This window comes from Mesotoga sp. H07.pep.5.3 (genome assembly GCF_002752615.1).
Lineage (GTDB): Bacteria > Thermotogota > Thermotogae > Petrotogales > Kosmotogaceae > Mesotoga > Mesotoga prima.
Map to the genome: position 1 here is coordinate 797,488 of NZ_AYTV01000012.1, position 20,952 is coordinate 818,439.

Annotated in this window: 14 protein-coding genes; 5 read left to right on the forward strand and 9 right to left on the reverse strand. The window is 46.4% G+C overall.

The features are described from left to right. Window positions 1-7: 7 nt before the first annotated feature. The 6 genes from V513_RS07560 to V513_RS07585 form a co-directional block, all read right to left on the reverse strand. A complete protein-coding gene (locus V513_RS07560) occupies window positions 8-4,357 on the reverse strand; it encodes an LptF/LptG family permease (RefSeq protein ID WP_257211994.1) in 4,350 nt (1,449 codons plus the stop codon). 9 nt (window positions 4,358-4,366) lie between these two features. After that, on the reverse strand, window positions 4,367-5,068 hold the full coding sequence (locus V513_RS07565) for a phosphate signaling complex PhoU family protein (RefSeq protein WP_099772220.1): 702 nt from the start codon (window positions 5,066-5,068) through the stop codon (window positions 4,367-4,369). Beyond that, on the reverse strand, window positions 5,058-5,876 hold the full coding sequence (locus tag V513_RS07570; RefSeq protein ID WP_257211995.1) for an NAD(+)/NADH kinase: 819 nt from the start codon (window positions 5,874-5,876) through the stop codon (window positions 5,058-5,060). The genes V513_RS07565 and V513_RS07570 overlap by 11 nt, the downstream gene beginning before the upstream one ends. 147 nt (window positions 5,877-6,023) lie before the next feature. Beyond that, a complete protein-coding gene (gene ruvB / locus V513_RS07575; protein WP_099772222.1) occupies window positions 6,024-7,073 on the reverse strand; it encodes a Holliday junction branch migration DNA helicase RuvB in 1,050 nt (349 codons plus the stop codon). Window positions 7,074-7,081: 8 nt separating this feature from the next. Then, the gene (gene asnS / locus V513_RS07580) at window positions 7,082-8,380 is read right to left on the reverse strand and encodes an asparagine--tRNA ligase (protein WP_099772223.1); all 1,299 of its coding nucleotides are present in this window, start codon (window positions 8,378-8,380) and stop codon (window positions 7,082-7,084) included. Window positions 8,381-8,467: 87 nt separating this feature from the next. After that, on the reverse strand, window positions 8,468-10,198 hold the full coding sequence (locus tag V513_RS07585) for an S-layer homology domain-containing protein (RefSeq protein WP_257212010.1): 1,731 nt from the start codon (window positions 10,196-10,198) through the stop codon (window positions 8,468-8,470). Window positions 10,199-10,309: 111 nt separating this feature from the next. On the opposite strand from V513_RS07585, the gene aspS reads away from it, so the two are divergent. Genes aspS through plsY form a run of 5 tightly spaced genes read left to right on the forward strand, consistent with a single transcriptional unit; the run spans window position 10,310 to window position 17,234 of the window. Then, window positions 10,310-12,076 (forward strand): aspartate--tRNA ligase, encoded by a 1,767-nt coding sequence (aspS, locus tag V513_RS07590; protein ID WP_099772225.1) that lies wholly within the window; start codon window positions 10,310-10,312, stop codon window positions 12,074-12,076. A 2-nt stretch (window positions 12,077-12,078) separates the two neighbouring features. Further along, entirely contained in the window at window positions 12,079-13,602 is a 1,524-nt protein-coding gene (gene cmk, locus V513_RS07595) for a (d)CMP kinase (protein ID WP_099772226.1), read from the forward strand. Next, window positions 13,574-15,289: a S1 RNA-binding domain-containing protein gene (locus V513_RS07600; RefSeq protein WP_099772227.1), complete on the forward strand. Its 1,716-nt coding sequence runs from the start codon at window positions 13,574-13,576 to the stop codon at window positions 15,287-15,289. Before cmk ends, V513_RS07600 begins: the two co-directional genes overlap by 29 nt. Then, window positions 15,289-16,614, forward strand: coding sequence for a ribosome biogenesis GTPase Der (gene der / locus V513_RS07605; protein WP_099772228.1), 1,326 nt, complete (start codon window positions 15,289-15,291; stop codon window positions 16,612-16,614). The genes V513_RS07600 and der overlap by 1 nt, the downstream gene beginning before the upstream one ends. After that, a complete protein-coding gene (gene plsY / locus V513_RS07610; protein ID WP_099772229.1) occupies window positions 16,611-17,234 on the forward strand; it encodes a glycerol-3-phosphate 1-O-acyltransferase PlsY in 624 nt (207 codons plus the stop codon). Before der ends, plsY begins: the two co-directional genes overlap by 4 nt. Window positions 17,235-18,273: 1,039 nt before the next feature. On the opposite strand, the gene V513_RS07620 is transcribed toward plsY, so the two are convergent. From V513_RS07620 to atpG, 3 genes are read right to left on the reverse strand one after another with little or no spacing between them, the layout of a single operon-like run. After that, window positions 18,274-18,681, reverse strand: a complete 408-nt coding sequence (locus V513_RS07620; RefSeq protein ID WP_099772231.1) for a F0F1 ATP synthase subunit epsilon — start codon at window positions 18,679-18,681, stop codon at window positions 18,274-18,276. Next, complete coding sequence (gene atpD, locus V513_RS07625) at window positions 18,674-20,071, reverse strand: F0F1 ATP synthase subunit beta (protein WP_373561612.1); 1,398 nt, start codon at window positions 20,069-20,071, stop codon at window positions 18,674-18,676. Before atpD ends, V513_RS07620 begins: the two co-directional genes overlap by 8 nt. 44 nt (window positions 20,072-20,115) lie before the next feature. Then, on the reverse strand, window positions 20,116-20,949 hold the full coding sequence (gene atpG, locus V513_RS07630) for an ATP synthase F1 subunit gamma (RefSeq protein ID WP_099772297.1): 834 nt from the start codon (window positions 20,947-20,949) through the stop codon (window positions 20,116-20,118). Between the last annotated feature and the right edge of the window lie 3 nt (window positions 20,950-20,952).

The window sequence follows — 20,952 nt, forward strand, 5'->3', positions numbered from 1 at the left end:
TTTCACCTCAGAATCTGAACCTGAAGAACGGAGCGCCCTTGTAAAGGCCAATCACGAAGTATCTATCCTTCAGTTCCTTTATGTAGTATTTTAGTGCGATACTTTCGACTGTATCCTGAATAGTTGTGACATCACTGCCAAAGCTTAATCTCAAGATAAACTCCAGTGCCATACAGTGGAGATCAAAGTACATCGGAGAGAGCTTGGCTATCGACTCGTCCCACATCGAAATGTCGCCCGTATATGTACCAATTTCGACAAAGCTTCTCTTCCCACTCCCGTCAATTCCCAGTGAGAGCCTGTTCAGGACGCCTGGGGTATCTGAAATCGAACCCATAGGAAAGTAAAGCTCATTAATGTGCATTGTGAAGTACAGATCCTCGCTCTTTCTAAGCTCCATCGACAGTCCGAATTCATCAAACTCAGCGTTGGTCCCACCCAACAGAGGCTTGTTCCCGAGCTTCACGTTTGATATTCCAAAGGAATAGGCGGTATCGCCGGTCTCCGATGCCGTTGAAGTTGCAATGAAATACTCTCCTACAGATAGTGAGGAAACTGACAGCCTGGTTGACTGCCACAACAGGAATTGTGCCTGCGTTTCAGACTTTGTGAAGTACTTCTCCGGATACTTGTATTTCGAGTCGAACTCAGAAAAACCCGTAGTGAAGTCAATCGAAGCATTTTTCCATGAAACCTCGCCTATCGAGAGATCGTTGACCTCTATTTTTAGTCGATCATAGATCTTTCTCGAACCGAACAGATAGGGATATCTGAACTTGACGCCGATTTCGGCAAAGTCCTTTACTTTAATCGAGGAGCCAAAAACAAGATCTTTCAGCATCCTTTCATCGTCCGCTACGCTTGGTGAGGCGTCGAAAGTCCAGTCAAGAGTGAATTGAAAGCTGGTCTCAGTGGCGACTTTGATTGTCAACCTCTCCTTGTTGACAAAGTCGTCAAGCTTGTCGCCGGTCTGCCAGTAAACCTTGCTTTCCGTACTGTGAGAAAAGACCTCGGAATCAAATGTGACCGAGTATGATGTCTCGGATGCCTGTGAAGTGACAGGCATAAAAACAGTCTCGGCCTTTTGACCTAGAGTCACTTCCCAGAACGCGAATTCAACCTCAGTAGTAAGAATTCCCTTGCCGAGCCAGTTCATCTCTGTTGGACTTGCCACTAGTTCTTCGTAATCCAATTCCAAGGTATAGTCAGCCTTAACGATCTCCGAGTCGATACCGGTCAACAGTTTTCCTGGATGATCGAGCCTCCATTCCTTCTTTATAAAATCATAGGTAAGAACGGGGTTGTACTGAAGGCCAACATAGTACCAATCGAAAGGTCTAAAGGTAACCTCGTTCTTGAGAGTGACGGGAATTTCGTTTTTGGTTAGTTCCCAACCCTCTTCCGAGTCATATATGAAACCAACTTCATAAGCTGGCTCTAGGATTACATCCACCGAAAGCAATCCCCATTCGCCTTTATAAAGCTCAATATCCTTATACACACGAAGCTTCTTTCCTTCAATCTTAAATGACTTGTCGTATCTAGATTCAAAATAGAACTTAAGTTCTACCGAGACAAAGCCGTCATAAAGAATGTCGAAAGGATCTATCCAGAAAAGCTTATCTTTGTTCTTCTCATGGAGCGAATCGAAATCCAGTGCATATCTGCCGTTTACCTTCAGTTTCCCGTCATCGGAGGCATATGTCAAGTAGTTTCTTCCAATTCCTTTGTTGTCAGAGGGCATTGTGATATTGAGTTCAGTAGTTGAAGCATCAAATGTGCTCTTGATATCACCGCCAATCTTCAGGTTGCCAGCAGTGAAGAGGTATTTGTTCACCTCCAGCACGAAATCCTCCATGTTCGAGGGGTCGAATAGTTCCGTTACCGTTGCCGCATTTGAGGCCAAGGTGAAGTTCAGTGAATCTACCGAAGCGTCGGCACCAAAAAGGGAGCTTTTCGTCTTCAAAACCGAGGCCTTGGTCCTCAAAGAGTACAGCACCTCATTATTCACATATCTCTGACCGAAAAGGCCGTTTACATTGAACTCCGATGTGCTTAACTTGAAGAAACCTGCATCAATACCACCATCGGATGGTACGGTGAGGTTTTGAAGATTCACCATCCAAAGGTTCTCTTCATCGTATCTTGCGAAGGCTCCAATTACGTCGAGTTCAAGCTCCCAGTCCTGAGGCGAAAGAAGCTGAACATATGCTAACTGCATCTCCGTCGCATTCAGTGATTCCTTTACCGCAAACGGATCGAGCTGAGTCACTTTGTTCTCTGAGGTGGTTTCACCAAGATTGATTCCACTGAAGGGAGTTTGAAGTTCCTTTAACGAAGGACCACTAAGATAGAGGGCTCCTCCCTGAATCCTCAGCCAGTCGAAAGCGGGTTTTAGCAAAACGTACGCTCCGTAACTTGTTTCCTTCTGCTGTCCAAACTGCCCGAACAGTTCCAAATCACCCAAGGGTGTGAATAAGACAGCCTTCGCCGTGAATGCATCTTCGGTGGAAATCCAGTGTCTGTACCACGTTCCCTGTAGGAGTAACCAGTCCAGTTCTAGATACCGTAAAGTTATTCTTGTTTCGGCTTCGGTAATGCCGCTAAGGTCAACGTCGAAAGGCCTTCGTTCCGGGTCGTCTAGAGGGAAGTAATAAGCTGGAAGATAGAATACAGGAACATTGCCGATATACATGAGCATGTTCTGCACTGACATTCCCTTGCCAGGTGTAATTACGGCGGAGGAGACTCTGAAGCGGTAATGAGGGTGGGTCTTGTCACATGTAGTTACATATCCTTCTCCAATATTAAAGGTAGGAGATGCTTCCATAGTCGACTGCACATAATCACCGAAGACATAAAACGGTACCTTCGAACCGGTTTTTGAAGTATCGCCTCTGGCGGCCGGAACCTCAAGTTCCGTTCTTGAGTAAACCTGCATACTTTCGACGCGCTCATTTGTCAAGTCTAGAATCAGCCTGTCCGAGAGAATAGTGGTCTCATCACTGAGCATCTTCACGTTTCCCCAGAAGGAGATCGATTCCGGAGTGGAATCCACATTTAGTATCGAAGCATTGGAGGCTTCAATCGTAGCGTTCATGGTCTCGCTGAAATACTCTACCTTGACTCCACCACCAAGCAGTATCTCCCTGCCACTCTTGGTTCCGGCAATTGTGCCTCCGACGATCTTCACATTAGATCCTTCGAGGAGACCGGGAACGAGAAGAAGAAGAACAATTGCCGATACTTTCATTATTCTTGTAAACAGCTCCGATAATCTATAACTGGCTTTAGTATCGATGAGGCAGTATATTATCACACCAAGCATAGAAAATATAATATTTGGTATCCATGGTGCCAGAGATGGGTTTATAAGGTTCTCCTTTCCCATTCCACTCAACCAGGCTCCCGATCCCTGATAGATGACGACCAGAAGAAAAGTAAGTATTACAGACCAGGATTTTGACTGAAGATTGAACATCAACGAGATCGGAACGCCAAGAAGAACAATTACGAGAGGAGCGATGGACATCGAGTACTTCTCTTGCAGAGCGACCTCGAGCGAGGAGGTATTGATCCCCGTATTCTTGAAGGCTTCGATATCATCCCTCAGTTCTTTACTTGTCTTTTCCTTTGGAGATTTGAAGCTGGCCAGATAACGTTCGATATCTTCATCTATTTCGAACTCGGCAGTGCCGAACTGCATCTCAACGTCGAGAAAGCCCGATTCGTCTGTCTGATAGATATTAGCTTTGCTCAAAATCCATTTGTTCGAAGAGATTACTGCGCTTTCCGCCGTTGTAAGCGTAACTTGACCCCTCGAAACTTCATAAATGGAGACGTTCTTGAGCTCCTTCGTCTCCTGATCGATTCTCCTCACGTAGATCATTCTTCCCTGGCTGTCCCGCATAAATACGTTTTCTTTGAGAGTAACTTCCGGTTGCTTGTAGACGAATCTCGCCATCGCCTCATTTGCCTTTGTCGAAGCTGTCGGTACGAGATAGTCGTTCAAGAGATAAGCAAAGCCACTGAAAATAATACCTATGAGAAGAAAGGGTATAACCAACCTCTTCAAGGATATGCCGTGGGTTTGAAGGGCAATCAGTTCATTGTCTGAGCGCATTCTTGAAAGTACCCAGAATATCGCTAGGAGTATTCCCACTGGAATTCCCAGGACAATAAACTCGGGAAGATTGTAATAAATAAGTAGAAAGAGTTTATCGATTCCAACCTTGTATCTTATAATCATATCTGAGAGATAGTAAAGCAGCTCCAAACTTACGAAGATTATGAACCCCGCGAGACCAACAAATATCGAACCCAATGCTTGAGCTCCTATATACTTTATAAGAGTCATCAAGAAGAATCACCCCTCATCATTCTGGGTTTCAAAATCCACAGGTTTGAAATCGTCGTTAACACATCTATAGTGTCTTCCGCTTTCTATGTAAACTGCCGCTTCCATCAATTCCGTTGAAAGATCGGCAATCTCTTCCAGTGCACAGAAAATCATCATAAGGTCAAACGCCCTACCAACAACCGAAGGCGATTGCTCACAATAACGAATCAGATCAGACTTCACCTCTTCTTGCATTCGATCAATAGCGTCATCGCTCTTACAGAGCCTCTCTGCTTCAGACAGAGATGGTTCAACGAGATTGTCTATTGCTCCCTTAGTCATAATCGAGACAGACTCAAACATAGACTTCATCTTGTCGTAGTATCCGATAGGCGGTCTCTTCGAAAGTGAAAGACTTGTCTCGCAAATGAAGACACACTTATCACCTATTCTCTCCAGGGCACTGACAATATTCATTGAGAGCGTCAAAAACCTCAGCTCTTTGCCAGTTGGAGTCAGTATACCCGTTAGACCAATTATCATTGCCTGCAGCTCCACCTGATGGTAATCTATCACAGAATCGGAATAAATCACATCTCTAGCCTGGTGTTCATTTCGCTCTAGTACTGCGACCATTGTCTTGTTGAAGATGCTCTGGACATATCTGGCCATTCTCAAGATCTCAATTCTCAAATTACCTATTCTTTCAAGGCCTACTTTAGATATCATCCTTAAGCCGACCTCCAAAAGCGAGCCTTCTCTTGAGCAAAGCAACGAAATCAAAGCTTCCTTCCCTGAGAAGAGTCACCTTTCTATCTGAGAGTGAAACTTCAATGGTATCCCCGGTCCTCAGTTCAGAGACGAGCTCCCCATCCACATAGGCTTCTAGAGGAAAACCCTTGTCTTGTTTCACTTCCATTCTCACTTTTCTAGAGGCGCCTATGACTATCGATCCAACGAAGGGATTATGGGGGCATATTGGCGTTATCTGGAAGCAATTGGCCTCGGGGTCAACAAGTGCGCCGCCCGCCGCCATCGTATAAGCAGTGGAGCCCGTATTTGTAGCAAAGATTATTCCATCGCCTACGACTTGGTAGCTGCTTTGCCCTGATATTTCTACTGATAAGGAGACCGTCCTGCTTGGTGTTGAACGCTCGACGACGCAATCGTTGAGAGCATATCTTACGGTTCCATCCAGGCTTATCTCCATTACATTTCTATCGACACCATCGAGTTTTCCCTCCTGCAAAAGGTCGAGGGCCGTATGCAGCATGCTGAGTTCAAAGGCAGCGAGGAATCCGACACTACCAACTCTGAAGCTCATGATGGGAAGATTGTTGAGAACAGCCATCTGTACTGCCTCGAGGACCGTTCCGTCTCCCCCGAATGTAAGGATGACATCCTGCTCCTGAACGGAACAGGAAGCACGATCTTCACAGAAGGAAGTATCGATCTTATGTAATTCTATCTCTCTTGAAAGCCAGTCAAGCATCTCGGCGGAGATTCTGGTTCTGTTGTAGAACACTGCAGCCTTCATAACTCTCACCCCGCGGTAAATGAAGGAAAACTTTCTCCTAAGCAAACTCTGAAAAGGCTCTTATAAAATAAAAGATTATCCAGCAAAAATGGCCTTGTCGACTTACAGGTTCCGATATTGATGGGCCTGTCCGAAGAAACAGCCATCTTATTCCTCTACCTCTTCTCTATGATCAGCGTAGTTCCAGAGCGGAGTATTTCTTCCCTCAAGGGGGAGGCCGAGGTGCCTGTATGCCTTTTCCGTAACCATCCTTCCCCGACTTGTCCTTACGAGGAATCCACTCTGAAGTAAGAATGGTTCATATACTTCGCTTATTGTTTCCGGCTCGATTCCTAGCGAAGCGGCAATGGCCTTTACACCGGCAGGTCCGCCGTTATAGCTTTCGATGAGAATCGATAAGAGTTTTTTGTCCATTGAATCGAGTCCTTCCGAATCTATTGAAAGCAGAGTCATTGCCGATTCAACGGTCTCCATGGTGATCTCGCTTTCACCTTCAACGGTGACGATGTCTCTTACTCTCCTTAACAACCTATTTGCGATTCTTGGGGTACCTCGCGACCTTCTTGCGAGCAGAAGGGCTGCATCGTCCCGAATCGAAGTCCCCAAAAGGGCAGCAGAGCGTAGAATAATCTGTTTGAGATCCCTGTCCGGATAGAACTCCATTTCGAGGATCATACCGAACCTATTTCGAAGAGGAGCCCCTATGAAACCGCTTCTCGTAGTTGCACCGACCAGAGTGAAGGGATTCAGATCGAGACGTATAGATCTCGCGCTTGGTCCCTTGCCTATCATTATGTCAAGCTGAAAATCCTCCATAGCCGAATACAGTATCTCTTCAACGCTTCTGTTCAGTCTGTGAATTTCATCTATGAAAAGCACATCGTCTCGCTCCAGGCCGGTTAGAATTGCGGCCAGATCTCCTTGCTTCTCTATTACAGGTCCTGAAGTAACATATATCTCAGATCCCAGCTCGTTAGCGATTATATGTGCAAGAGTAGTCTTTCCCAGTCCCGGAGGGCCGGCCAGCAGTGTGTGGTCAAGGGCTTCACGCCGTACCTTTGCAGCCTCGATCGCTACTCGAAGCCTTTGCCTTATCTGGTTCTGACCAATATACTCCTGTAGAGTCTTAGGTCTAAGACTCTTAATTGAATTATCCTCTTGCACCTCGCCGGGCGTAAGGAAGCGTTCTTCTCCCATATAACCTCCTAAGGATGAATCCTGTAGAGCGTTCTTGCAAAGGGTATCGCTTCTCTGATGTGTTCAAGACCTGCAATCCATGCAACAATTCTTTCGATTCCCATACCGAAACCGCTATGTGGAACCGTACCGTAGTCTCGCAGGTCGAGATACCAGTCGTATGATTCGACGTCGAGACCATACTCCTGTATTCTTTCGACAAGCAAGTCGCGGTCGTGAATTCTCTCAGAAGCCCCAATTATCTCTCCATAGCCTTCTGGGGCCAGCATGTCATCACATAGGACTACTTCCGGTCTCTCGGGATCGGGCTGCATGTAGAAGGCTTTCATCATTCTTGGGTACCGTTCGACAACAACCGGTTTTTCGAACTCATTTGCAATTGCCGTTTCTTCATCGCCTCCGATGTCGTCTCCCCATTTGATATCGAACCCCTTCTTTACTAGAAGCCTTATTGCCTCGTCATAGGTTATTCTAGGGAATGGAGTCTCGATCTTCTCTAGTCTCGACGTATCTCGTCCAACAGAGCGAAGATACTCTCCTGCTCTTTCGAGAGTTTTCTTAACGACATAGGTGACGAGATCCTCCTGAAGCCTGATATTATCGTCGTGTCCGTAATACGCGACTTCTGCTTCGTTCATCCAGAACTCTATGAGATGTCTTCTTGTCTTTGATTTTTCGGCTCTGAAGGTTGGTCCGAGATTATAAACCTTTCCAAGAGCCATAGCAGCCGCTTCAAGGTAAAGCTGTCCCGTCTGAGCTAGATATGCCTTTCCGTAATCGAAGTAGTCGATTTCGAATGTGTTCCCGGCGCTTTCTCCAATCGAGCCGGTGAATATCGGGGTGTCTACCAGGACAAAGCCTCGATCATTGTAGAACTCTCTGACGGCACGTATTATCTCATGACGAATCTTAAGAACATGAGTCTGTCGCTGAGTCCTCAGCCAAAGATGCCTGTTGTCCATAAGAAAATCGATCGAGTGGTCAGGCTTGTTAATTGGAAAGTCCTTTTCAGGGATCTGAATAATTTCTAGGTCTTCCACCAGTACTTCAACTCCGCCAGGAGCTCTTTCCTCGGCCTTTACAAGACCGGTGACTATAAGGCTTGACTCCATTTTCAAGGAGGCCGCAACCTGAAAGACGCTCTCGGGCACGCTTGACTTCTCTACGATTGCCTGAACGAATCCGGAACCATCCCGCAAGAAGAGGAACTGGATCTTCCCACTCGATCTTCTTCTTCTCAGCCAACCCCTGATCTGTACGTGTTCATTTATATGTTTACCTAGTGAAGAAATCTCTGCGACTTTCATAAGCACCTCCAGCAACAACTAGTCAGCTTCAATTATAGCAAAAACCCGGGCAATAGCCCGGGCAAATCTGTTATCCTTCGATTTTTCTTAGAGCTCGAAACCAAGAAGAACAGCAATTGAAATACCTAGTGCAGCAAGTGCGCTCAAAGTTGAAAGAATCAACCAGGGTGAAGTCTTTTTCTGAAGTGCTTCAACGTCCTGTTTTGTGGCGGCGTCAACAGTGGCCTTGTTGATCTCGGCTACTCTTTCCGAGAGATTCACAATAACAGGTTGAGTCTCAAGGTCACTAATCTTGAGGTATCTTTCAAGGTTGACTACCGTTGTGTTTAGCCTAGATTCTAGTGAATCCGCTCTGGTCTTAAGTGCCTTGATCTCGCTCTCGTTCTTTCCTAACTGTGTGTTAACCGTATCCATTCCCAGAGAGATTCTGGAAAGACTCGCATCAACAGTCACGTTAAGCATATCCATATTCTCGTTAATCTTTGCCTCGAGATCACCGATGCTAGCCTGTGTTGCAGCAAAGTTCTTCGACTGTTGATCGGTTAGAGCGTTGAACTTGGAATTCAGAGCGTTAAGATCGCTCCTGAGAGAGGATACAGTGCTAACCGAAGACTTTAAGGAAGCAAGTTCGTTTTCATGGATCGTAACGATTTCGTTTATCGCGTTGATGCTTCTTTGGAGATTTCCGATATCACTCTTGATGATTCCGGTTTCAGAAGCGAAGTCGTCTCTCAGGGTTTGGAGATCCTTATACAGCACTTCGCTGGAGTTCTTAACCTGTGCAAGCTCATCGATCCCCGCATAGAGATTCAAGTTTGCCTTAAGGTCGGTCTTGGTTACGTAGTTCTGGAGATCTCCGATTTTTGCGTAATCTGAAGAAATCGCGTTCACTCTTGCCGAAAGATAATCAAGCTTGTCAGTCGCCTCGGTAGGAAGCTTCACATTAGCAATCTGATCTTCAAGAGAAGAGATCTTGTTCTGGAGATCTCTCACGCTCAGCACATCGCCAGAAAGTGTCGTCATGGATTCCTTGATCGATGCAATCTCAATTGCATTTGCAGATGCCCTGTTGGTTATTGTGCTGAGTTTGGCATCATAGTCACTTAAAGAAGAGGACAATGATCTTACGGTTGAATCAAGAGCCGAAATAGCCCTTTCGTTTGAAGAAATACTGCTTTGTATCATACTTACGTTGCCACTCAGTGTGTCAACTCTTCTAACGGCATCGTTAACCTTTGATTCCATAACCGTGAGATTAGACGTGCTGTTCTGTACATTCTGCACATCAAGAGCAAGCATGTCCAGCTTTTTGGTGGTCAAGGAAAGATCTTCAACGAATTTCATGATTTGCTGTCTGAGTGATTCGACAGTGCTCTGAGATACGCTTCCATTTGTAGAGATTCCCAGAGAGCTTATTCTGTTTTCGAGAGCGGTTATTCTCAGCTGGAGATCCATTGTGTCTATAAGCCTTCCGGTGGAATCCGTCAGCGCCAGTTCCAAAGCTTCAAGTCTTGACATAATCGTACCGTCTACCGCTCCGTTCTGAGGGACGGTACCCTGCCTGGCGAAGTTCAGTTCAACGTAATCGAGCGTCTTCTTTAACATGACAGCCGTCTGATACCTTGTCAGAGCATCGTTTCCATTGAAATAAGTTTTGCCGTCGGCCTGCACAATCCCGGTTAGAATACCGAGGTCAGAGAGCTTCATCACGGCATCGTAAGCCCAGTGATTTGAACTAACATCAACGTAATTGACCGCAGCGAATGCTGAAGTAAATGCCAGACCGAGAATAAGCAGTGAGGCAAGTAAAACTTTCATTTTCAATTTCTACACCTCCCCGAAGGAAATATTCTAAATGATTCTACCACAAATCTAGATTCCATCCTAGAAACTGGCGTGGTAATATTATCTCTGTGGGAGGTGTTGGAGTTGAAGAAAAGAACGCACACCTGTGGGGAATTGAGGGCTTCCGACACGGGGAAAGTAGTTACATTGAACGGCTGGGTCGATCGTATAAGAGACCTCGGCGGAATCAAATTTGTTCAGGTGAGAGATAGATATGGTTTCACACAGGTGGTCTTTGATCCTCAAGATAATGAGCTTTACAACATGGCGTTGAAGTTGGGGAACGAGTTCTGCATTTCCGTAACTGGCTCCGTTAGGAAAAGACCCGATGATGCAATCAATCTTAGGCTTCCCACTGGGGAGATAGAGATTGTGGCCTCGGAGATTGAAATACTTTCAGATGCAGAAGTCCCGCCGATTTACATAAATATCGATGAAGAGTCGGCCGAAGAGATGCATCTTCGTCATAGATACCTTGATCTAAGACGGCCAAAGATGCAAAGAAACATTCTTACCCGACATAGATTTGTTCAAGCCGTTAGAGAGTACCTTAACAATAACGGCTTCGTAGATGTGGAAACACCGATCCTGGGAAAATCCACCCCAGAAGGGGCAAGAGATTTCCTCGTGCCCTCTCGCCTAAAGGCAGGCAAGTTCTATGCTCTTCCACAATCTCCTCAGATATTCAAACAGCTGCTCATGGTTTCCGGTTTCGATAGATACTATCAGATTGCCAAATGCTTCAGAGACGAGGACTTCAGGGCCGACAGGCAGCCGGAGTTCACGCAGATCGACTTGGAAATGTCCTTTGCAGATGAGGAAGATGTCTTTTCGATGACCGAGGGCTTGATGAAGTATGCGTTTGAGAAAGCAGCTTCCGCCGATATCAATACACCGTTCAGGAGATTCACGTATCAGGAGGTTGTTGAGTTATATGGCAGCGACAAACCCGATACTAGATATGGAATGAAGATTCACGATATTACTTCGACCTTCGAAAAAACGGCTTTCAAAGTTATCTCTGATTCTATAGACAAGGGCGAGAAAGTCAAGGGCTTTCTCTTAGAAGGCAAGGCCGATAGATTTTCAAGAAAAAAGCTCGACGAATACACCGCATTTGCAAAAGAGAACGGTCTTGGAGGTTTGATGTGGGCGAAAGTTGAGGGTGACGGTCTGAAGTCATCTATACTTAAGCACTGTCCAGAAGAGCTCTCGTCATTGGTCTCTCTTTTCGCTGCGAATGAAAACGACCTGATTCTATTCACCCTAGGAGAGGGGCTTTCGCTTTCGAAGGCTCTAGGACAGATAAGGAACAAGATTATTAAAGAGGAAGAGTTCTCGGTAGAGGGATTTGAGTTTCTTTGGGTAACGGATTTTCCCATGTTTTCCTACAACGAAGAAGAGCAAAGGATAGAGGCCGAGCATCATCCCTTTACTATGCCGGATCTGGAAGATCTTGAGAAATATGGAGAAAGTGATCCTTTGAAAGTTAGATCGAAAGCCTATGATCTAGTTCTCAACGGTTACGAAATAGCGAGCGGTTCAGTCAGGATTCACCGGAGAGATATTCAGAGCAGGGTATTTGATCTAATTGGGCTTTCACGGGAAGAGGCGACGGAGAAATTCGGCTATCTGCTAGAAGCCTTCAAATACGGTCCACCTCCTCACGCAGGAATTGCTCCCGGTCTAGATAGAATCATCGCAATCATCGTCGGCGCTCAGTCTATAAGGGAAGTAATAGCATTTCCGAAGGTCGCCAGCGGCGCAGATTTGATGACCTCCGCACCTTCCGAGGTTTCGAAGAAGCAGCTTGATTTGCTTAAACTACAGTTGAAAGATACGGAGAACTGAAGTTGAGGATCGCCATCGACGGGCCGGCGGCATCGGGAAAATCTACTGTTGCAAGGCTGGTCGCTGAGAAACTGGATTTTGTTTATATTGACACGGGTGCAATGTACAGAGCGCTCGCTCTGAAGGCCAAGAAAGCCGGAATTTCCTTTTCCAACGCCGATGAAATGGCTGAACTGATGAGCCATACGTATTTCTCGCTTTCGGATTCCGGTATCATCCTAGACGGAAACCCGCTTGGTGACGAGATAAGAACCAGAGAGGTTTCGCTCCTTTCCTCAGATATCGCAAAATATTCTTATGTAAGAGATTTTTTGACTGAGCAGCAGAGGACGCTTTCAAAGCAGGGAAACGTTGTTATGGAAGGGCGAGACATCGGTACTGTTGTTATTCCCGAAGCTGAGCTTAAAATATTTCTTACTGCATCTGCCGGCGAAAGAGCAAGAAGGAGAGTGAAACAACTGAAATCAAGTGGTTTGGAAGCCACTTACGATGAGATTCTTGCTGAAATAGAAAGAAGGGATCTTAACGACTCGACGAGATCCGTTGCCCCACTAAAGGCGGCCTCGGACGCCATAATTCTGGACACTACAGATATGAGTATTGAAGAAGTTGTTTCAAGAATCGTATCACTGGCGGAGAAGCGACAGAGAGTCCACCTTGCAAGGTCAGTAGGCTTCTGCTACGGAGTCGACAGGGCTGTCAGTGAGGCTGTGAAACTGCTTAAGTCGGGAAAGAAGGTATATGCAACAGGAGAAATCGTTCATAACGAGAAAGTGATGGAGGATCTAAAGCAGCTGGGTCTAGAAGTAATAGATGACAGCATTTTATCTGGAAAACATGAAGGTGTCGCAATAATCAGGGCTCATGGAATCGACCCTGCTTCGGAAGAGAAATTACGGCGTGTTTTCGATGAAGTAATAGATCTGACCTGCCCTATAGTGTACAATGTATTTAGCCTGGCTGTAGATCTTCAGCGGCAAGGCAGTTTTATTGTGGTATATGGAAAGAAGAACCATGCCGAAGTAACTGCTCTTTCAGGTAGACTGAATAGGTATCTCATAGTTGAACCCGGAGAGAACTACGAGGAAGTTCTAAAAAAACTAGAAGGACTTGACCAAATTGCAATTGTCTCTCAAACGACAATGAGCAGTCTGGAATTTGAGAACTTCTCAGGGTTCGTAAAATCTCGTCTTGGAGAACGTGTCACTGTTTATAATACGATTTGCAAGGTTACAATACAGCGTGAATCTGAGGCCGAACGTCTGGCAAAGATTTCCGATACGGTAATTGTCATAGGTGGAAGGAACAGCTCAAACACAAAGAAACTGGTAAAAATAGTCCAAAGACTCGGTAAGAGGGCACTACATGTAACAGACCTGACTGATCTTCCTCAAGGTGATATGGGGAAGGTTGCCATAATTAGCGGCACATCAACTCCGTACGAGCAAATCCAGAAGATACTGGATTACATAGACAATAAGAGGGAGGTAACCAACAATGGAAGAGAAAATGAATCGGCAAGATGAAAACCTGAGCATGGAGGAGATATTTGAACAGATGGATGTTTCCTCAGCAAGGAAGGGAAGTAGAAAGGATGCAGAGGTTTTCTCCATTCAGCCAGACGGCTTGATGGTGATCATGGACGGAAAGCTAGACGGGTTCGTACCCGCGGATCAGCTGGTAAATGAACTGGAAGAGTACAACGTTGGAGATAAGATAGAAGTCATGGTCATTAAGACTAACGAAGAAGAGGGAAGAAGTACTGTCTCCGAGAAGAGGGTCCATGCTAGACAAGCAGTAAGCAAGGTTGAGAAGGCCTACAGAGAAGGTAAAGCGATTGATGGAAAGATCGTTTCAGAAACAAAGGCAGGATATAACGTCAGATTAGTTAAGACGGTTCCGGCCTTCCTACCCGGATCCGAGTCGGGTATCAGAAAGGGAGATCCCGCTCCGGAGGGAACGTTGAAATTCAAGGTAATAAGGTTCAAGAGACAGCGGAACGGCATAAACGTTGTTGTTTCTCTGAGGGCATTCCAGGAAGAAGCTATCAAGGCTTACTTCGAGACGATCGAAATCGGTCAGGAGCTTGAAGGAACGGTTGAATCCATCAAGAACTTCGGCGCCTTTGTCAAGCTCAACGACAACGTGACCGCTCTTATCCCAGCCTCAGAGATGAGTTGGGATCCCAGTGTAAGAATCAGCGATCTTCTCAAGCCTGGGCAGACGGTCAGGACCAAAGTAATCGGGGTCGATGAAGCTGAGAAGAAAATCTCCCTTTCTCTCAAGCAGATGACTGAAGACCCCTGGTCCACACTGAAAGACAGGTATGAGGTTGACTCTACAGTAGTGGGAACCGTTAAGAATATCACTCCATTCGGATTCTTTGTTTCGCTCGAACCCGGAGTGGAGGGTTTGGTTCACATCTCAGAAGTCTTCTGGGGAAACATTAAGAAGGATCTCAAGAGCGTTGTGGAAGTGGGAGACGAAGTCAAAGTAACCATCAAGGAAATCAATGAGGAAAAGAGAACTCTCTCTCTTTCTTACAGAGAAGCTATGGGAGATCCCTGGCAGAACATAGGCGACAAGTACAAGGAAGGTGACATCCTCAAGGCGAAGACTGCAAAGGTACTTCCTACCGGCGTCATTCTCGAGCTTGAAGAGTACGTCTCAGGATTTGTACCGGTTTCCGAAGTCTCCTGGAACTTTGTCGACAGAATCGAAGATGTTGTAAAAGAAGGAGACGAGATAGAAGTCAAGATCCTTTCAATAGACACCGTAAACAGAAGAATGAGACTGAGTATAAAACAGGCCTATTCTGACCCCTGGGAAAAGGTTTCGACTGAACTATCGGTCGGTGATCACGTGACTGGAACTGTCACAAGGCTCACAAAGTCCGGCGCGATAGTCTTGATTGACTCTTACGGAGTTGAAGCCTTCCTTCCTGTCTCTCAGGTTTCTCTAGAAAGGACAGAGAATATCGAAGATTCCGTACAGGTTGGCAGACATGACCAGTTCAAAATAATCAGGCTTGTCTACGATCCCGACAACGACACAAGAAACATGGTAGTTTCCATAAGACAGCTCATAAAGGACAAAGAGGCTGCCGAGACTGATAAGGCCCTCAAGGATCTGAACGGAAATGGATCGGTTAACTCCAACAGTTTGGGAGAAATGATAAAGAACCAGCTCGAGGAAGAAGGAGAAAGCCTCTAGTGGCTACCGTCCTGATAATTGGACGACCAAATGTTGGAAAGTCAACTCTCTTCAATAGGCTTGTTGGTGGTAGAAGGGCCATAGTTGATGATATTCCCGGTGTGACGCGTGATTTCACTGTGGGTAGAGTAAACTGGCAGCAGCGAACATTTCAGCTTGTCGATACCTGTGGCCTTTTCGAAAATCCCGAGAATATAGTTGAAGAAAAGATGAAAGAGGTCACCCTCGAACTATTGAGCGAGGGTGACCTTATTCTGTTCGTTGTTGATGGAAGATTTGGCCTCACTAGTGCTGATCAAGTGCTGGCGGACTACTTGAGAAAGCAGAGAATCGAAGTAATCTTCGTTGCAAATAAGGTGGAGAATCCAGAGTCTTTCTATTCAAATATGGGAAACGAGATCTTTTCACTTGGTTTCGGAGATCCGATCAAGATTTCTGCCGCTCACGGCCTCAATATCGATTTACTTCTCGACGAGATTTTTGAGAGGCTGGAAACATTGGGCCACTCTGTCTATCTAGAAAGCAATGACGAATCTGAGCTCAAGATTGCGATTGTTGGGAAGCCCAACGCTGGAAAATCCTCGATCTTCAACTGGATTGTCGGAAGCCCAAGGAGTCTAGTGACGGAAGTGCCCGGCACAACTCGTGATACTGTTGACGAGACTGTAGAGGTTGATGGCATTCCAATCACATTTATAGACACCGCAGGAATTAGGAAGAAATCCAAAGTAAAAGTGATGAACGTAGAGTACTACAGTGTCATGAGGGCAATCGATGCACTCGAGAGATCGGATATCATCGTGATGGTGATGGATTCGGCGGACGGGGTAGGAAATCAGGATCAGCGAATCGCTGGCCTGGCAGAAAAGAATGGCAAGGCGACAATTGCGGTTTTCAACAAGTGTGATCTTGCAGATGAAAGAAGAAGAAAGGCACTGCTAAGAACCTTCAAGCAGGATCTCTATTTCATAGATTACAGCCCGGTGATCTTTACCTCTACACTGACCGGCGAAGGAATGGACGAGCTAATCGACAGCATAAAGCTGGTAAGCAAGAAGATCGACCTTAGATTACCTACCGGACTTCTTAACACCATTCTTCAAAGATACTCTGAAGGGACCCCTGCCCCAGGTAAGGGAAAAAAACGGGGCAAGATTTATTATGGGTCGCAGATCGCCAGTAGACCCCCAATAATCATGCTAAATGTGAACGATCCTTCACTTTTTACCGAGCCTTATCTTCGAGGTATAAGGAATACGATTCGTTTGAATTTCGATCCATTCGAAGGGACTCCGATCTTCTTGAAACTCAGGAGGAAGAGATGAGGTATCTTCTATTTGCCTTGGTCGGATATGTCATGGGCTCGATTCCATTCAGCTTCATTGTTCCGCTTGTCAAAGGTGTGAACATCACAAAGGTTGGAAGCGGAAACGTAGGTGGAACGAATGTACTTAGGAGCATGGGCGGGTATGCCGGGGCCGTCGCAATGATTCTCGATGGAGTGAAGGCTTTTGTTCCCGTACTGATAGCTCGGGCGGTCTTTGGAGTCTCTCTGCCAGAAGGAATGATGATAGGTTTCTTCGCAGCAGTTGGTCACAGCTACTCGATATTTCTGAAGTTCAGAGGCGGTAAGGCTGTGGCCTGTACCGTGGGAACGCTTTCCGGAACTCTTCCATGGTACGTGGCAGTCTTTTTTGGCATCTGGATTCCCATTGTTCTCGTTACCCAATACGTTTCTCTTGGATCACTCTTGGCTCTGGCTACCCTCTCCGGAATACTCTTTCTCACAGAGGGGTATGCGGTTGGCCTATGGATGCTGGCCTTCTTCGGACTCTCACTCTTCAGACACAGGAAAAACGTTGTGGCTCTCTTTAGAGGTGAGGAAAGAAAAACCGATCTCATCGCTGCCTTCAAGCGGAAACGCAACGAGATGAAAAATCGTTAGGCAGTTTCCTGGATGCATCTGTGAAAAGCTGCCCGTGGTCGTCATACGCGCTAAGTGCGGCCAGTCCGTGCTTCGCTAAGGCCATTTCCGACTTCGTAGGCAAAGAATTCGCAAGACGATTGCTGTGGATTGCAGATCGCTGCTGAAAAACCGTTTTCGTCCATCCCAGAGTATGAGCCCGTCCTTGGGAAGAGCATTAAGAGCGGTTCTTCGTTTGTCGAAGAGAGCTTGTTCTTGGTTCCAGAGCGAGGATTTGTTTTTCGTTCTTGATTAAGGGCAAAAACCATGACCTGGATGCTGAAACGAGTTCAGATGACGAATTACTACGCTTTCAGAATCAGCAAGCGCTGCCGAGTCCGTCTCGCCTTCTCGGGTGTCTCTCACTTGGTCATCCTGAATTTATTTCAGGATCTCGTTATTTATCCCACCAACTATGTTTGTCATCTCGTTATCTCGATAAGCGTGGCGGACTCTCGACAATGCATTTTCTCCGTTATCTTTTTGGAGAAACTAGATGCTGAAACAAGTTCAGCATGACGCGAAGGGCAGGGTATCGATTACAGGGTATCGGGTCTCGTAAAGAGAACCAGCAATCAATTCAGGGTTTCAATGCAACTGAGGAAGTTATCCCGACATCGGCTTTTGGAAGTCCCTCACTCTGTCATCCCGAACTTGTTTCGGGATCTAGTGCTTCGAGAAACCGTGGGTATGCATAGCAGGTAACAGGCTCGAAATAGCTTTCGAAGAAAGATTCTGAACCAAGTTCAGAATGACGAGATGTGGAGTTCTCTAGCAAAAATTGGGACATTAGGAGCCGGTCAGTCCCTATTTTCGCTCTCGTCTTCTCGTGAGCACAGCGAACGTCTCAAATGTGTTCTTTCTCGGCTTTTCCAAGCGTCCAGCGGTTCTTAGATCGAGATGCTGAAACGAGTTCAGGCGGCATTTGACGTTTTTTTATTCTTTGACTTGCAACTTGGAACAAAGAACTTGCAACTGCTCTTTCGAAGGACGGGTTCACAATCTAAGACGGGCAACTTATTTATTCCCTCGAACCAATCTTGATTCTCAGCATGTGCCTCTGAAGTTTGGCCTCGTTTCTGGCGCGTTCGCGCCTTGACTTGCTTACCTGGAGCAACTCCTCTGCCCTTTTCAGTCGCTGCTTGGCACGCTCAACACTGATTTCTTCCGGAGTTTCCGCAGCATCTGTCACAATTGTAAGTCCTTCTCGTTCCTGAAGGACATAGCCACCGTGAACGGCAAACTGAAGAGTGCTAGAGCCGGACCGTACTTTCATTACATCAACAGTCAGTTTCATCAATGCAGGGGCCCTCTCGGGCAGATAACCTATCTCACCTTCTGTCGACCGGAACGAGATAAAATCTGCATCGCCCTCCCATTCTATTCCGTAGGGAGTTATAATTCTGATTTTTAAGGCCACTTCACTCATCCTTCGTAAGATTCTTTGCCTTTTCTTTTGCCTCGTCGATCGTCCCAACCATCATGAATGCCTGTTCAGGCAGGGAATCGTGTTTGCCCTCGAGTATCTCTTCAAATCCTCTTATCGTTTCCGATATCGGCACGTACTTGCCCTCCATGTTACTGAATTTTTCAGCAACAAAGAACGGCTGGGTCAGGAATCTCTGGATCTTTCTCGCTCTTTGGACAGTAAGCTGGTCTTCCTCGGAGAGTTCTTCCATTCCGAGAATCGCTATTATGTCTTGAAGGTCCTTATATCTCTGAAGAACCTCCTGGACCCTTCTTGCAACCTGATAATGTTCTTGACCTACAACGACTGGATCGAGATTCTTCGAGGTGGAGTCGAGCGGATCTACGGCCGGATAAAGCCCCTGTTCGGCTATCGAACGAGAAAGGTTTACCGTGGCGTCGAGATGACTGAATGTAGTGGCTGGTGCCGGATCCGTGAAATCATCGGCCGGAACGTAAATTGCCTGAACCGAAGTGATAGAACCCGATCTTGTCGAGGTAATTCTCTCCTGAAGGTTTCCCATTTCTGTCGCGAGTGTCGGCTGGTAACCGACGGCAGACGGCATTCTTCCAAGAAGTGCCGAGACTTCAGAACCGGCCTGAACAAATCGGAAAATATTGTCTATGAATACAAGTACGTCCTTCTTCTGTACATCTCTGAAATACTCTGCCATCGTTATGGCGGAGAGACCTACCCTGAATCTCGCTCCGGGTGGTTCATTCATCTGCCCGAATACAAGGGCGGTGTTCTCGATGACACCGGCTTCCTGCATATCGAGCCATAGGTCGTTTCCCTCTCTAGTTCTTTCACCGACCCCGGCAAAGACTGAAAGCCCCTTCTGCTCGATCGCGAAGTTTCTTATGAGTTCCATGACTAGAACGGTCTTTCCGACCCCGGCACCCCCGGAGAAGCCTATCTTTCCCCCCTTGCTGAATGGCGCGAGAAGATCGATGACCTTTATTCCCGTTTCAAGTATCTCGACTTCGGTCTGCTGATCGGTGACCGACGGAGCAGCTCTGTGTATTTCCCAGTGATCGGAAAACTTCACTTCACCGAGCTCGTCTATCGGTTCACCGAGTAGATTGAACATTCTACCAAGAATCTCCTCTCCCACAGGAACCGTCACCTGCATTCCTGTATCAATGACATCCTGCCCCCTTACCAATCCATCGGTACTGTCCATTGCTATCGCCCTTACGCTGTTGTCACCAATCAACTGGGCAACTTCAAGGACTATCTCTTTATTTAAGAATTCGTTCTTCACTTTCAGAGCATTAAGAATGTCGGGTAGCATTGCTCCCTCGAACGATATGTCCACGACAGGTCCGGTTATTGCAATGACCTTACCAATGTTCTGTTTATTTTTGTCGGGCACACTCACACCTCCAAAATCAATTAACCGTTTAGTGCTTCAGCGCCGTTAACGACCTCAATTATCTCTTGAGTAATATTCGACTGGCGCAGTTTATTTCTAACCAGAGTCAACTGTTCTATCATACTTTTCGCATTTTCAGTTGCATTCTTCATTGCGGTTTGTCTGGAGAAAAGCTCTCCGACCTTTGTTTCATACATGCCATGAAGGACTTTTGCAACCAGCCAGGAATTCAAAACGTCCTTGAACAATACATCGATCTCTGGCTCAAAGTCAAAGAAATCGTTGTCGGGCCTGCTGAATTCATCAAGGGGAAGAAGCTTCACAGCTTTCGGTATTTGCGCCAGAGGGTTCTTGAAACTGCTGTAGACCATCCTTAGACCCCCAGCGTGCTCGCTCTCCATAATGTCAAGAGCATCATCTACTATTATGGCCGCTTCGTCCAGATCGGGAGTGTCGTAAAAATGACTGAAAGAACTGATAGGTATGTCACCCTTCCTGAAAAAGCTTTCGGCCTTGATGCCTACCGTCACAATGTGCCTGATATCTGAGTTCATTATCTCCCGTTCGGCGGCTTTCATTATTTCGGCATTGAAAGCGCCCGCAAGACCCATATCCGAACTGACTACCAGAAGAATCTCTCCTTCGCCCTCAATCTTCGGGTGATTTGTATCACCAAAGTAAGCTCTGACTAAGGCTCTCTCAATAGCCCTTTCGTAGAGCCTCACAAATTTCAGTCCCTTATGAATCTTGTTGATCTTTGCCCGCGCGACCATCTCCATGGCGCGGGTAATCTGCATCGTCGAGTTTGTTGACTCGATGCGTTTCTTTATCGCACGCAGTTTACCCTTGCTCACGCT

What these genes read in the sequence shown, in the direction of transcription:
- V513_RS07560 (WP_257211994.1), bottom strand. Translation starts at nt 4,357, where the DNA reads ATGACTCTTATAAAGTATATAGGAGCTCAAGCATTGGGTTCGATATTT.
- V513_RS07565 (WP_099772220.1), bottom strand. Translation starts at nt 5,068, where the DNA reads ATGATATCTAAAGTAGGCCTTGAAAGAATAGGTAATTTGAGAATTGAG.
- V513_RS07570 (WP_257211995.1), bottom strand. Translation starts at nt 5,876, where the DNA reads ATGAAGGCTGCAGTGTTCTACAACAGAACCAGAATCTCCGCCGAGATG.
- ruvB (WP_099772222.1), bottom strand. Translation starts at nt 7,073, where the DNA reads ATGGGAGAAGAACGCTTCCTTACGCCCGGCGAGGTGCAAGAGGATAAT.
- asnS (WP_099772223.1), bottom strand. Translation starts at nt 8,380, where the DNA reads ATGAAAGTCGCAGAGATTTCTTCACTAGGTAAACATATAAATGAACAC.
- V513_RS07585 (WP_257212010.1), bottom strand. Translation starts at nt 10,198, where the DNA reads ATGAAAGTTTTACTTGCCTCACTGCTTATTCTCGGTCTGGCATTTACT.
- V513_RS07600 (WP_099772227.1), top strand. Translation starts at nt 13,574, where the DNA reads ATGGAAGAGAAAATGAATCGGCAAGATGAAAACCTGAGCATGGAGGAG.
- plsY (WP_099772229.1), top strand. Translation starts at nt 16,611, where the DNA reads ATGAGGTATCTTCTATTTGCCTTGGTCGGATATGTCATGGGCTCGATT.
- V513_RS07620 (WP_099772231.1), bottom strand. Translation starts at nt 18,681, where the DNA reads ATGAGTGAAGTGGCCTTAAAAATCAGAATTATAACTCCCTACGGAATA.